Origin of the sequence: Paenibacillus sp. MB22_1, from assembly GCF_047200555.1 — a bacterium.
GTDB classification, from domain to species: domain Bacteria; phylum Bacillota; class Bacilli; order Paenibacillales; family Paenibacillaceae; genus Fontibacillus; species Fontibacillus phoenicis.
Window position 1 is genome coordinate 1,378,971 of record NZ_JBLADV010000001.1, and the last position, 12,577, is coordinate 1,391,547.

12 protein-coding genes and 2 pseudogenes are annotated in these 12,577 nt (G+C 46.1%); 5 read left to right on the forward strand and 9 right to left on the reverse strand.

The window, feature by feature from the left end:
• Window positions 1-33: 33 nt before the first annotated feature.
• Window positions 34-165: a DUF6254 family protein gene (locus ACL02P_RS06405; protein WP_232282204.1), complete on the reverse strand. Its 132-nt coding sequence runs from the start codon at window positions 163-165 to the stop codon at window positions 34-36.
• A 184-nt stretch (window positions 166-349) separates the two neighbouring features.
• Here ACL02P_RS06405 and ACL02P_RS06410 point away from each other — a divergent pair, with 184 nt between their 5' ends.
• The 3 genes from ACL02P_RS06410 (at window position 350) to ACL02P_RS06420 (ending at window position 2,028) form a co-directional block, all read left to right on the forward strand.
• On the forward strand, window positions 350-805 hold the full coding sequence (locus tag ACL02P_RS06410; RefSeq protein ID WP_050769667.1) for a class I SAM-dependent methyltransferase: 456 nt from the start codon (window positions 350-352) through the stop codon (window positions 803-805).
• A gap of 110 nt (window positions 806-915) precedes the next feature.
• On the forward strand, window positions 916-1,434 hold the full coding sequence (locus tag ACL02P_RS06415; protein WP_157273283.1) for a hypothetical protein: 519 nt from the start codon (window positions 916-918) through the stop codon (window positions 1,432-1,434).
• 15 nt (window positions 1,435-1,449) lie between these two features.
• On the forward strand, window positions 1,450-2,028 hold the full coding sequence (locus ACL02P_RS06420) for a hypothetical protein (protein WP_412836976.1): 579 nt from the start codon (window positions 1,450-1,452) through the stop codon (window positions 2,026-2,028).
• Between the two features lie 118 nt (window positions 2,029-2,146).
• Here the strand turns inward: ACL02P_RS06420 and ACL02P_RS06425 are convergent, their stop codons facing one another.
• Window positions 2,147-3,340 (reverse strand): transposase, encoded by a 1,194-nt coding sequence (locus ACL02P_RS06425; protein ID WP_412836977.1) that lies wholly within the window; start codon window positions 3,338-3,340, stop codon window positions 2,147-2,149.
• Between the two features lie 532 nt (window positions 3,341-3,872).
• Here ACL02P_RS06425 and ACL02P_RS06430 point away from each other — a divergent pair.
• Window positions 3,873-4,253 (forward strand): annotated as a pseudogene (locus tag ACL02P_RS06430) (tyrosine-type recombinase/integrase); the annotation flags it as partial.
• Window positions 4,254-4,463: 210 nt separating this feature from the next.
• On the opposite strand, the gene ACL02P_RS06435 reads toward ACL02P_RS06430, so the two are convergent.
• Window positions 4,464-4,991 (reverse strand): GrpB family protein, encoded by a 528-nt coding sequence (locus ACL02P_RS06435; RefSeq protein ID WP_412836978.1) that lies wholly within the window; start codon window positions 4,989-4,991, stop codon window positions 4,464-4,466.
• A 74-nt stretch (window positions 4,992-5,065) separates the two neighbouring features.
• Window positions 5,066-5,530, reverse strand: a complete 465-nt coding sequence (locus ACL02P_RS06440) for an NUDIX hydrolase (protein WP_009223322.1) — start codon at window positions 5,528-5,530, stop codon at window positions 5,066-5,068.
• Window positions 5,531-5,750: 220 nt separating this feature from the next.
• Here ACL02P_RS06440 and ACL02P_RS06445 point away from each other — a divergent pair, with 220 nt between their 5' ends.
• Entirely contained in the window at window positions 5,751-5,858 is a 108-nt protein-coding gene (locus tag ACL02P_RS06445) for a hypothetical protein (RefSeq protein WP_412837324.1), read from the forward strand.
• On the opposite strand, the gene ACL02P_RS06450 is transcribed toward ACL02P_RS06445, so the two are convergent.
• From ACL02P_RS06450 to ACL02P_RS06470, 5 genes and pseudogenes are all read right to left on the reverse strand, one after another.
• The gene (locus tag ACL02P_RS06450) at window positions 5,836-6,594 is read right to left on the reverse strand and encodes a hypothetical protein (protein WP_412836979.1); all 759 of its coding nucleotides are present in this window, start codon (window positions 6,592-6,594) and stop codon (window positions 5,836-5,838) included. The genes ACL02P_RS06445 and ACL02P_RS06450 overlap by 23 nt on opposite strands.
• Window positions 6,506-6,802 (reverse strand): NAD(P)-binding domain-containing protein, encoded by a 297-nt coding sequence (locus ACL02P_RS06455; RefSeq protein ID WP_412836980.1) that lies wholly within the window; start codon window positions 6,800-6,802, stop codon window positions 6,506-6,508. The genes ACL02P_RS06450 and ACL02P_RS06455 overlap by 89 nt, the downstream gene beginning before the upstream one ends.
• A gap of 2 nt (window positions 6,803-6,804) precedes the next feature.
• Entirely contained in the window at window positions 6,805-10,320 is a 3,516-nt protein-coding gene (locus ACL02P_RS06460; RefSeq protein WP_412836981.1) for a glycoside hydrolase family 2 TIM barrel-domain containing protein, read from the reverse strand.
• A gap of 33 nt (window positions 10,321-10,353) precedes the next feature.
• Window positions 10,354-11,799: pseudogene (locus ACL02P_RS06465) on the reverse strand (alpha-glucuronidase); the annotation flags it as partial.
• A complete protein-coding gene (locus ACL02P_RS06470) occupies window positions 11,790-12,533 on the reverse strand; it encodes a hypothetical protein (RefSeq protein WP_412836982.1) in 744 nt (247 codons plus the stop codon). The gene ACL02P_RS06470 and the pseudogene ACL02P_RS06465, both read right to left, overlap by 10 nt.
• Window positions 12,534-12,577 lie beyond the last annotated feature (44 nt).

The following is a 12,577-nucleotide window of genomic DNA, read 5'->3' on the forward strand; positions in this document are numbered from 1 at the left end:
TTAGGCGGTGGTATTTTTTAACCGTATAACCGTTTATGATTTGCGTGGTGGATTTTGATCGTATTCTTCCGCCAGTTCTTCCAATGATTTGATAGGACCATGTGGATTTTGCGCTTGCTTTCGACTTTTCATGGCATTAATTTTTGATCGTTTGGATTTGGTCATAAATCAACATCCCCCTTTCATTCGTGCGGTGAAGAACATGAACGTTTCTCCGCGATAGTTTGGGACGCGTCCAGACGAAATATTCACCCCTGCGAAGAGGCGATTCTTGCGATATTTGCTGTGGTGTTTGCGGGGAATAGGGATTATAATCTTTTCAATATTCTCAGGTTTGGGGGCATCGGAAATGGAAGAAATCGAGCGATGGTACGATACGGAATATGACGAATGGGAACGGTTAGTTCGACATCGAATCGAGTATGACATAACAAGGCGTTATTTTGACGAATACATTACCGGCAAGCGATTACGCGTATTGGATATCGGGGGAGGGCCTGGCAGATATTCGATTTATTTGGCTGAGCAAGGGCATGAGGTCACGTTGCTGGATTTGTCCAAGCGACATCTCGAGGTGGCTCGGACGAAAGCGGAGGAACGAGGAGTTACTTTGAAGGACTATATTCATGGGAACGCCGGCAAGCTTCGCATTTTCAGCAGGGCTCGCTTTGGGTCCTTTCACATTGGCGGTCATGTCCGTGTCCATAAACGCCACATGCAGGCCGGCCACTCTGATATTTTCTCCGCCAAAACCAACCGCAGCGTATCGGTCATATTCCATTCCGCCGCTTTTGCTGCTGGATAGGCAGTTCCACCGACACTAAACCAGAATGGTTTGTCTATATTATTTGACTAATATAGCAATATATGGTATAAAAAGAGTAAAATATAAAAATTAAAAGTGGAGGAAATAGAATGGTGAAAAAAGTCGCTGGGTTACTTCTTGTTTTTTTGTTTTTAGTTCCAATTCATACTTTTGCGTTTAATCTCAATGAAAATACAGCGCAGGTTGAAGTTCCAGAAGACTTTGCATCACTTCCTGAAAGTATTACTGTCGAAGGTAATTATGTGTGTGCTGATGATACTGTGGATAATGTTGATGGGCAGTTCAAGCCACTTACAACTTGTTCTGGAGATGGAGGATATGCTCGTTTAGATTCAGTCTTTGGTGCGGGTGGGGCAGTCAGATGGGAGATAAATCCTCGTTTTTCCACAGCACATGTTTTTACAGGCTCTTTGACAATATCAAGATATCAAAATGGTGTTCCTGTATTTTACGATTCTATACGGATATCTTGCAGCGGCGTATTTGGTGAAGCGTGCGGCGATTACGTGGAATTGGGTTTACCAAGTGGCACTTATAGTGTTAGCATAAGTGGGACGGCAAGAGATGCTTCGGGGCTCTTTAGTGGATCGTGCCACCCTGTACTATAGGGATCAGTTTTTAACATGTCTATTTCTCGAAAATATCAACAATTGCAAATAAGTAACATATCCCCTATGGATATGAATTTTCTATTATACATCGAAAACATTTATGAGTGCTACTTTGGGAGAAAAGAGATTTTTCCAGGCAGATACTTAATTTTAGATCAACAAGAGTTGCTTGAACCAGAAAGTTTTATCGTTGCTTTAAAGGCTTGTTGGAATACGATTGTGAAGGAGTATGAACAGCAACAATTCATGGACAATCCTCTAGACACGCTTCATTTTAGAGATGACTATGCAAGTCTGTTTAGAAATGATTCCGTCTTCCACACAGCTGAAAGGGTATGGAACGCATTTACGTTGTGGTGGTGGCCTGATTACGGTATTAAAGCCTACATGGAGAAATTTACGGACCAATATATGCCAGAAGTTACAGAGCAGATTTATAGAGGGCTTTACGAGAAGAATATTCCAATTGCTAAAGGTAATTCCCTTTATATAATGTTACTATTCAAACAACCAATTCAAATCATCCCCAAGAGTTCAAACAAACTATTTTTCTCAACTATTGATAGGTTCTTATATGAGTGTTTTGCATAATTCCGTTTCAGAGAAGAAGCGATAGCATATTCACTGTCGTTAAGGGGTAATTTTCGAAAATGGTATTATATGGATGAAGAAAAGGGCAGACTTGCAGAATTTTAGAACAGCTCGTTTTTTAAGCGGCAGCCCGTTTTGAATGATGAGAAACGGCGAGCGCAGATGCAAGCAGAACAATGGCATTCAAATACTGGTGAGTTGTGACTTTCTGAATGCCCCGGACATGTGCGGCGTCTGCCGTCAAATAGGTTTTCAATCGGGAGTTGCAGCGTTCTACGCTGGTTCGTTCATTGTAAAGTTCCTTCCAACGCTTTGTATCCCGATGAGGGATGCTGTATCGCCGGAGATCATCCTTCGCATTTATTTTGACGACCATTCCATAGTTTGAAGACGAGCAGGCAGCCATGCCAAGCGGACAGTCGACTTTACCCGTGGCATGCGGGCAGCGAAATTTATGCATATCGCCGTCAACTCCCCAGTATGTCATCGCATAACCCATGGAACAGCACGGTGTTCCGTTCGAGGTCATGCCAGCAGGCGGTTCCTTCTCCCCCCGCAGATTAAGGGGAATGATGGCTTGTGCCTTGACGTTGCGGGCGGCCTCATAAACTTTCATTTGGTCGTAGCCCGCATCGAGTATGAAAAATCGTGTGCTCGTCCTGGACGCTGTTTTCTCGATCAGGCCCGGCGCCATTTCTCCATCATTGACATGCGCCGGCGTTACTTCCAAGGCGATCGGCAATTCACTTTTCGTATCGACCGCCAGATGAATTTTGTAACCAAACCATGTGATTTTATTGCCGAAGGAATCAATTTTTGCGCCCCAGTTCGCATTACCCGTTTGCTCGCTTTTGCGTTTGGGCTGCTTTTTCTCGTAAGCGCGGAGAGCGGCGCTGTCTATGGCGACGTTACTGCCTTCTATGATACCTTCCTGCTGACAGCGTGTGACCAAATCCTCAAAAAGCCGTTTTGCCAAGTCCTTTCTCGTCAGTTCTGAGAAAACTCGGCTTAATGTGGATATGGAAGGAGCTTCTCGATCCAGCGGAAGACCACACTGATAACGAAACCGGAGATCCGTATCCAAACGCTTATGCAACCCTGAAAAGGTACTTATTCCTTCAAGCGGCGCAGCCAAGAGTGCTCGTAGAATACCTTGTCTGCAGTATCCCTCAGCGCCTCGGGGTGAACGGCTTCTCAGTTCCTTGGCATACGGTCTCAGATCGAGAGAACTGAAGAAGATCGGCAATCTCTCCTTGGGTTGAATTTTTAAAAGTTCTTCGAAGGAAAACAGACATTCTTGGAGAATATACAAAGTGACTTCCTCCATCCTTGAGGTTTTTGGGTTTAGTCACTTGAAAACTTCTCCAAGTTGGGGTGAAGTCCCTTTTTTATGTCCGAAAATCCTTACGGCTCAAGGCCTCAGATTACTGCAAAACGCTCATATAAAAAGGATGAAATTGTCAGAGATATAGTTGATTTACTAAAGTAGATTCAGAAAATAGCCCTGTCAATCTTAACTGGTTGGTGGGGCTATTAAAATGCTCAAATATTCACTTTGGAATAACAGCAAAAGCAAACTGTAAAGAATCCGAAGCCTCGTCAGAAGCGAAAGAAGGCTCATTAAATATACTTGAGGGGGCTGTAATGATACGCGCAAAAGTTCGCTGCAGAAAATTTAATATTACGTAAAATAATAATTTGACGAATAAATAGATATGGATTATTCTAAAAACAGGAGGTGCGCGTTCAACATGGATAAAACCACGAAAGCTCATTATATGAGCCGAATTGATGAGAAATTAACGGATTTGCCTTGGTACGTGACCGAGTTCATCGATACGCGCAAACGCAAACTGTCATATTTTAGCGAACAAGCGAAGTTAGATCTGGAAAATTATATCAAAATTCGCGAAGCGCGGTATAAGCCGGAAAAATCAGAAACATATTTATTTATGGGTGCGCCGGTCGGACGTAAAGGCAAAAACCGGCGATTAACGCCAAGATCGATTGAGAAACTGATTGAGAAGTACGCAACGGCTTTTGGCAAACCCGCCTTGACCGTCCATGCATTACGCCATTCCTTCGCAACGCGTTATCACCAGGAGAATAACGACGTGCCGCGACTGAAAAATCAATTAGGCCATGCATCGATTCAAACCACGATGATTTACACGCACTTAACGGATGAAGAGATGCGTAAAGCCGTAAATAATATGGACAAGTAGGACCATAAGGAAACAAGACCGTTGGAAACAGTCAAAACAGTTCCTGCGGTCTTTTTTGTATGACTTTTTCACAAAACCCGTATTTTGTACATATGTATATAAGTTAAATAAAAGCCCTTTCCTTGTTAGGTTAAATCCGCTTCAATAACTTGGCGAGGAATCAAAACTCTCTGCAAGATTAGAGATTTAGAAGTCTCTCTCTCCTTTTAGTTACTGCTGCGTGTTGTTGAATTCTTCATTCGCTTGAGCAAGTATTTTTTGAATAAACGGTGCCTTGCACAACGTATATGATTGCCGGTCAGGACAGATCTCCGCCATTTCACGTTTTAAGTTCAAGTATTTAACGGCAACGTCGGGATACTTGACTAGATAGTCCCGGAAGAAAATAATGTTCTTCCATTCCTCACTTTCATATTCGTACACATGTAGATGATGTGTGCCGTTCCCCCATTCGCCCCTTCGAAAGAACATACGATTGGGGAAATCCTCTTTTGGTACGTATTCAAAGCCGATTTGGTTAAGTAGTGCGATCGCACAATCATCGATAATGGAAAGATGATCTACCGCCACCGCAATATCTATAATCGGCTTAGCCGCCATGCCAGGAATTGAAGTGCTACCTACATGTTCAATTCGCTTCACCTTATCACCGAGCAAAGCCAGAATGCGATTACGATCTTTCTCAAATTCCTGTGCCCAAAGGTCACTATAGTTACTGAGTGTGACTTTGTTTGTCATGAATATCACCTCTGTAAAAATAGGAATTACACGCGATAAGTGAGAAACTTACGGATGCCTATTTTATGGAATGATTACACATTATTTGACCGGTTTCTTCTCTTTAGCTCATTTACAACTGGCATTACGGGAGGACTAATTTCGGCAGGTATATCTTCAATATCAAAAAATCGGTATTCTCTGCTTTCATTATCAATGTTTATTTCTCCATAAAATTTATTGCTAGAGTAAACAATATCGACGATATATACTTCATCTCCATTAGGGTAAATATAGTGCAACTCTTTTCCTGAGAAAACACCAAAAATACTCAATTCTTCTACACTTAAACCGGTCTCCTCAAACAGTTCTCTTCGAACCGAATATTCAGTATTTTCACCTAGGTCAACAGCTCCGCCTGGAAAACACCAGCAACCATTATCACTTCTTCTTAGCATTAGAACTTGATTTAACTGATTAAATAAAATAATACTTGCACCGCATAATAGTAACGGTTCATGTCCAATTAATTTTCTCATTTTCTTAACGTACTCGGTCATTTTAAATCCCCTCTCCCCTCCGCTCTCATCAAAGAGATCGGTTGTAAAAATGAGATCATATTACAAGCCTAAGCCCAAGAAAATGAAGTCCTAGATCCATTGATTAGTAATGATACTATATAATAGAATTTGGATTACTTCAATGGAAAGGAAAGTGTTTAGATAATGATTAAATGATTATCGGGAATTCGACGAGGCTGATATTAAGCGAATCAAAACCATCCAAATTTATATAGAGCTTGGGTTGTCGACGAAGGAGATTCTTGAAATTTTGAAGTGCCATGATACTTATGTTGCTTACGATATCAATGAGTCCCGAAACCTATGACGATAAGCATGCGGAGATCGTCCATCAAATTCAAACGTTGGCTACGGTTCAACAGAAACTGGAACAACGTATTGATCAAATGAGAGCCCAGAAAAGGATGATGAGTATGGCGATCAGTTCTTCGGAGCAACTCCACTAACCTTGAAAGTCCATCGGTTCCGTAACCTTCCGCGACACTGCGGTTGATCAATTCTTGAATCGGTGTCATGAGCTCCGTACTAATGCCCTGTTCTTGGGACGCTTCAATTAAATTAACAAATCCCAGCTTATTGATATAAAGGCTGGATACGTTCGTTCGATGATCTCCCTCATCTACCGCCTGTGCCAGCCGGGGCAGCGATGTCGACATGGCTTGAAGCCAAGGAATCACAAGCTCCGTGAACGCCTCCGACTTGATCTGTTCCGAACGGGTCATGGCCGTGGCATGGAAGAAACCTGCGAACATTCCGTACATCGAGCTTAGCAGTGCCAAATCATAGAGAGGCGCCAAGCCCGGGTCTTCGCCAAGATATTTCACAGCTGCTAGCCCCTTGAGCGTTGGTTCGCAGGTTTGGAGAGCCTTTTCAGATCCACTATACAGCACAAGTGCTCCAGGAGTGCCGATCATCTGTGGGACAGCCATGATTCCGCCGTCCAGATCCAGATATTCAGCGCCCTGGTTGGCTACCCAAGCGGCGGTTTGTCGAGCTTGAGCCGGAGTGCCGTTGGTGAGATTTACGATCACTCGACCGGCCAATATATCGCCTTGTACGATTCCATATGGTCGTCGGATGACCTTCCTTCAGGAACGTTTGGGCAAGAGCTGAACCCATCATACCTAAGCCGATGACACTCACTGGCGGTTGGTTCGCTTTCGTTGTATTCCAATCCTTACTGACTTTCATCTCACTTTGCTCCTTTTCTTTCATTCGAATTTCTCGTCGCCTATATCCCCCAATAACCATTTTTACTTCACAAACTGAAACCAACTGAAATCAAAATTGCTGCCCGGCAAAAAGATAAACGTTACATCCTGAACGCCCGTCACGCGATTTAATGGGAATTCCTTGACCTCGTACCCGTCGGTTTGTGTAAATTCGATCAACTGCCGGTTTTCTTTGCCATTTGCTGTGAACTGCACATGGATCGTATTTTTATCGATGAGTGAATGACCGCAGATCAACAGCTTTGATGCGCCCTCTCCCTCGAAATCCAGCTGCTTCATTTCCAGTGATACATTATTTCCGATCCCTTCTACGTTGTTCCCTTCGATTCGGAAGCTGTCCCCATAGATATGATCACAATCCGCAGCCGCATTCCGTAGCAAAGCCCGATTTTGGCGTGTGAATGAGAACCCTTTGAGATGAATCTTCTGCTTCAGCACAAAGCAAATTGAAGTAATGCCGCGAAGGCGCTTATTCAAACGAAATGTTGCTTCCTGATACACGTTCCACCGCGTTTCCTTCTGGTAAATGACTTCTGCAATCTGTTCGCTGCCCTCTTCCCCAGGCATCCCCTCCCAGATTTGAATCAGGTAAGGCTCGCTGGTCAACGCAAAGATCGGCAGCGTGATTTCATCCGACCCCTGAAGCCCAAAATCAAGATTCCGGAAGCCGATCCGAGATTCCCCATCTCTGCTGGTAGCCACGCCTCTTTCATTGCCGTTTCCGATCTCCCCGAAGCTGTAATCGTACAGTCCCGCCGAGATAAAGCTATACGGATCTTTCTGCGCCTCGCCCAGCCCTGTTGCTTGAAACTCCAACTCGGAGATCAGCTTAATTTTGTCCGTACCGTTGCGGCTCGTACAACGCACACGGAAGCGCCCGTCCCCCAAAGCACGGAGTCTAGCCCGATGCCCATCCGCCTCGATTTGAGCAAGGTTAGATGGTATGCCCGCATCATTAACCACGCTCCATTCCACTTCCGTGTAGGAGGTATTCGCTGGGTAAAGCTTGGCTTCCAGTTGGATTTCAGGATGCTCGGCAGTCAGCTGTTGTCCGGATAACGAAAGAATCTCTATTTTTCGCACCGGAATTTCGTCCGAGGTTCCCATCACAATTGGCATCTCACGGTTTCCAAATTGGGCAGAAACACCTGTGAGTCCCTGATCTACCGACCGAGATTCAAGAGTAATGCTCTGACTCTCCATCCCTTTCGAGCTGACTTTCACGACAATCGTGCCTGGTGTTGTGTTTGCTGCCACGATGGCCATCGCTTTTCCGCTGAACAATCTCCGACTCGTGCCTTTGTAAGGATCATAGTCCGTGCTGTCTCCGTTATCCAATCCAATTAACCGCCCGGCTCCCGCGACTTCAACGGTTACTCGATTGTTCGCATTTCTCACGGGATTTGCATCTTCATCTTCCATTGAGATTTCAATGAACGCCAGGTCGGTTCCGTTGGCCAGTAGGAATGATTTATCGGATTTGAGCTTGATGCGTGCAGCATCTTTAAAGGACCTTTGTACATCCGTCGCTATTATTTCGCCCTGGTCATCGTAAGCGACCGCTTTAATTTCACCGGGCTGATAAGGGATTTTCCAGGTGGGGACAAGCTCAAGGCCATGCTGATGATCGATCGTAAAGCTTCCTTGAGAGATCCCGTTACAAAACAACTCGACTTTCGGTGCATTGGAGCAGGCACGGACATCAATCAATTGACCCGGATTAAAATCCCAGTACGGAAAGAGATGAACCATCGGCCGCTCCCTGTAGTTCGTCCATGCCGATTGATAAATGTAATAAGAATCTTTAGGAAAAGTCGCGGTATCCAGCTGACCGAAATAGGCGTTTTTCGTATGATAAGGGGTGGGTTCCCCGATATAATCAAACCCTGCCCACAGAAATTGTCCCAGAGAGAAAGGCGTGTCCCGTTCAGCCAAGATGCAAGCCTCCGCTGATTTTGCCCCCCAGCTGGTTGGGCTGTTACCTAATGCAGAGCATTGTTCATCGTCATCAGCCAGAATCGACTGCTCCAACGGGAAGTGATAAATCCCCCGGCTTTGCACCACCGAAGACGTCTCACTGCCATAAATGATCCAGTCCGGATGTTCGGCGTGATGGCGTTCATAGTATTTCTCCGCATAATTGTATCCGGCAACTTTCACGATATCCGCGCATTTCTGGGCATTTTCCCAAGGCATGTAGTTCGAGCCAATAGTCACCTTCCCGTTATGTTTAGGGTCGTGCCGATGCACTTCTTCCATCAGCATCCGGGTGATTTCTTGCCCTCTTTCATCCGCATGCGTGTCATAGATTTCATTCCCAATGCTCCACATCAGCAGGCTGGGGTGATTTCGGTCACGTCTGACCCAGCTCTCTACATCCCGTTGGGCCCATTCCTTAAAAAAACGGGAGTAGTCATACATCGTTTTCGATCGTTCCCACATGTCAAACGCTTCTGATACGACAAACAGTCCCATCTCAGCCGCAAGCTCCATCAACTCTGGGGCAGGCATATTGTGAGCGGTCCGGACAGCATTCACTCCCATCTCCTTCAACAGACGAAATCTGCGACGTAGCGCCTCTTTATTAAAGGCACTCCCCAATGCCCCAAGATCATGGTGCTCACAGACACCATTCAGCTTCATGGGAACTCCATTGATGAAGAGGCCCTTGTCTGGATCCATCTTCACTTCACGGAAACCAACGGATTGGGTCACCCTTTCAATAACTAAACGCTCTTCCTTCCCTGCGTTCTCCCCGGACGTTAGTAGGGACAGCTCCGTAACGAGCGTATACAACTGAGGTTCATTTGGGCTCCAAAGCCGAGGAGAAGTCAGCCTCAGGGTTTGAACGTTTTGCATCCCAGGATCAACTGCAGGAACTAGCGTTGCTGAAGATGTTTGTACGACATCCCCCTTGTGAAACAGACTGTGGGTGAGCACAAACTCTTGATGTCGGTCTGGATCGAGTCGCAGCTCCGTCTCGATTTCCATACGCCATTCCTGCTCTTCACGGCGGGTAGAAACATAGATCCCGTCCGTTACGATATAAGCGCTGCGGCTTCGGGTCTTCAGCCAAACACTACGGTAGATCCCCGCACCGGAGTACCACCTGCTGTTGGGACTTAAATGAACGATTTTAACCAATATTTCGTTTTCCCCAGGCACAAGCGCTTCAGTAATCTCATGTTCAAACGAGGAATAACCGTATTTCCATTCCCCGATCCGCTTCCCGTTCACATAGAGCGTCGAATCCATATACACGCCGTCAAAAGCGAGCGCAACCTCCTGTTCTTCCGTATTGCCGGAATAAACAAAGGTTTTACGGTACCAACCGATGCTGTTCTCATAAAGGTTAAGCGTGTTATAGATCAGCCAATCATGGGGCAAATCCACGGGTACAAAGGTGAGCCCCTGCAGCTCCGAACGATTAAGAGTCTCTTGAACCTCGGTTGCCATCGCCGCTTGTTGGACCGCGGAAGGATCCAGACTACTTTTGGCAAAAGTCCATCCATCATTAAATAGAATTTTTGAGTTCATCCCGTCTGCTCTCTTTCCCATTTATTCATGAAACTAATAAATCGCTCGCCCCTGCTCATCCGGAATTCCGGATTTACGATAAAAATACGTATTAATCTGATCCCGCCACTCCCGGGCATGTTCCGCTTGTTCTAGAAGACGACTTCGTCCGTTCTCAAACGCCTCTTCATCCATCTGCCCTTCCAGCGTCAACCATGCATCAAGGAAGTTTTGCGCCTGCTCAGCACCGGCGAAATGGGTGTCATAGATATGCTGAATCACCGTTTTGCCGGAATGCAGCTTGTGAGTATAAGGGACATGGTGAAAAAATAAAAGCAGTTCATCCGGGCACGTGTCCAGCGATTCATAGCGGCTCACATTCGGCTCATGATATTGGGCGGTATAGCCCGTGCCCGACTTCACGGTGCAGTCCACGCCAATGCCGTTCCGATCTGCAAAATGATACGTCCCCCACCTGGAGTATTCATATCCATCTACATTAGGTCCGTAATGGTGATTGGGGTTCACCATCCATCCTACACCAAGCGGGGCTGTATATTGTTCATAGGTTTGCCACGAGTTCATCAAGATGTTTAGTATGACTTCCGTCATTTTAAACCCGTTGCCAAACGTTAAAGCAATCCATTCTCGAGCGATCTGCTCTGCGGACAGGCTGGGATCCCAAATCAATCGCCCATACCCGTATAAATTGGCCTGAGCCAATACATGCCCTGTCCAATTCCAATCTTCGCCGATATTGGAAACCGCCGCCACACCACCTAACTTCCGTCCATAAAGCGAACCGGATACGATTTTGGCGACTTCGGAGCCTTCCCCTTGGGCATACGTATCAAACGCAAAGACTTCCTTCCATTGCGGAACCAAATAACAGACATGTCTGGCTTGACCCGTATATTCCTGGGTAATTTGCAGCTCCAGCATCTGGTTAGTATCCGGCATGGCACCAAACAGCGGCGATACCGGCTCTCGAACCTGAAAGTCCATCGGACCGTTTTTGATCTGCAAAATCACGTTGTCCTCAAACTGTCCGTCCAGCGGCTTAAAATGGTCATAAGCTGCTTTGGCCCGGTCGGTTGTACGGTCTCGCCAATCCTGGAAGCAGTTATAGACGAAGCAGCGCCAAATGACCAGGCCGCCATACGGCTTCAGCGCTTCGGCCAGCATATTGGCTCCGTCGACGTGATTCCGGCCATAGGTGAACGGACCAGGGCGGGACTCAGAATCGGCTTTGACCAGAAAACCACCGAAATCGGGAATGACCTCGTAAATGTCATCGGCTGCCTTTTTCCACCATGCGATCACGTCCTCGTCTAGCGGGTCGGCGGTTGGCAGATGTCCCACTACGATCGGACTGGCGAAGTTGATGCTGAGAAAGGTGGTGATCCCATATTTCCGAAAGATGTCCGCAATTCTCGCCACCTCGGCTAACATTGGCTGCTTGATTAACCATGATTCACGCTCATGCACATTCACATTGTTTCCCGCTCATTCAGCTTGTTATCCGGCTCTTCATACAGCAGATTCCCGCTGTCATCCACAACGATCTTCGATGCGTCTTCCGGGCTCTGCTGGGCATCGAAGAACTGTTTAAAAAGTCCGTCGTTTAACGAGATTTGCAAGATGCCGATGGAACGAGTGTAGCTGTTATTGTACATCTTGTGAAAATAACGGATCGCGGGCAGCACGTTTGGCGAATCCGACTTCTCGTATGCCCAAAGCCCCTTGTTAGGAGCAAGCCGCTGGACGTCTGCAGCCTGCGGTGAATCCGTAAATCTGGCGATATCCTGAACTTCAGGGGATAGAATCGGAAGATCTGGATTCGCTTTATACATGGTGATTTCGTCGATAAGCTGATTGGAAATGTAGGCAAAGGAAAAGGTGGGACTGATCTCCCGCTTGTACCTGTACGCCTCCGCCCAATCGGTTGCGCTGAATCCTCCCAAATACTCCGTCAGGCTGGTGTTGTTTTGAAAAAGAGCATACATCGCTTCGATTTTCGTCAGATCAACCTCCAAATTTCGGTATGCCTGCTCTAACATCTGTGATTTGCCGCTTTTCAAGTGATCCAGCTGATTATTGTACATTTGTCTATAAAAGATCAATCCAAATACGGCAAACGGAATACAGATCAGCAGGATATAGCCGATAAACAATTTGTGGACCAGGCGCAGGTTGCGCAGGCGTGCTGTAATCGGTTGCAAAATAGAGTTCATGAACTTCTCACCTTCGGCTTCCAATTTCATTATAAAAGTGCCTG

Excerpts from the sequence above, each read along its gene's own strand:
- ACL02P_RS06405 (WP_232282204.1), bottom strand. The coding sequence starts at position 165 with ATGACCAAATCCAAACGATCAAAAATTAATGCCATGAAAAGTCGAAAG.
- ACL02P_RS06410 (WP_050769667.1), top strand. The coding sequence starts at position 350 with ATGGAAGAAATCGAGCGATGGTACGATACGGAATATGACGAATGGGAA.
- ACL02P_RS06415 (WP_157273283.1), top strand. The coding sequence starts at position 916 with ATGGTGAAAAAAGTCGCTGGGTTACTTCTTGTTTTTTTGTTTTTAGTT.
- ACL02P_RS06420 (WP_412836976.1), top strand. The coding sequence starts at position 1,450 with ATGTCTATTTCTCGAAAATATCAACAATTGCAAATAAGTAACATATCC.
- ACL02P_RS06435 (WP_412836978.1), bottom strand. The coding sequence starts at position 4,991 with ATGACAAACAAAGTCACACTCAGTAACTATAGTGACCTTTGGGCACAG.
- ACL02P_RS06440 (WP_009223322.1), bottom strand. The coding sequence starts at position 5,530 with ATGACCGAGTACGTTAAGAAAATGAGAAAATTAATTGGACATGAACCG.
- ACL02P_RS06455 (WP_412836980.1), bottom strand. The coding sequence starts at position 6,802 with ATGGTTATTGGGGGATATAGGCGACGAGAAATTCGAATGAAAGAAAAG.
- ACL02P_RS06460 (WP_412836981.1), bottom strand. The coding sequence starts at position 10,320 with ATGAACTCAAAAATTCTATTTAATGATGGATGGACTTTTGCCAAAAGT.
- ACL02P_RS06470 (WP_412836982.1), bottom strand. The coding sequence starts at position 12,533 with ATGAACTCTATTTTGCAACCGATTACAGCACGCCTGCGCAACCTGCGC.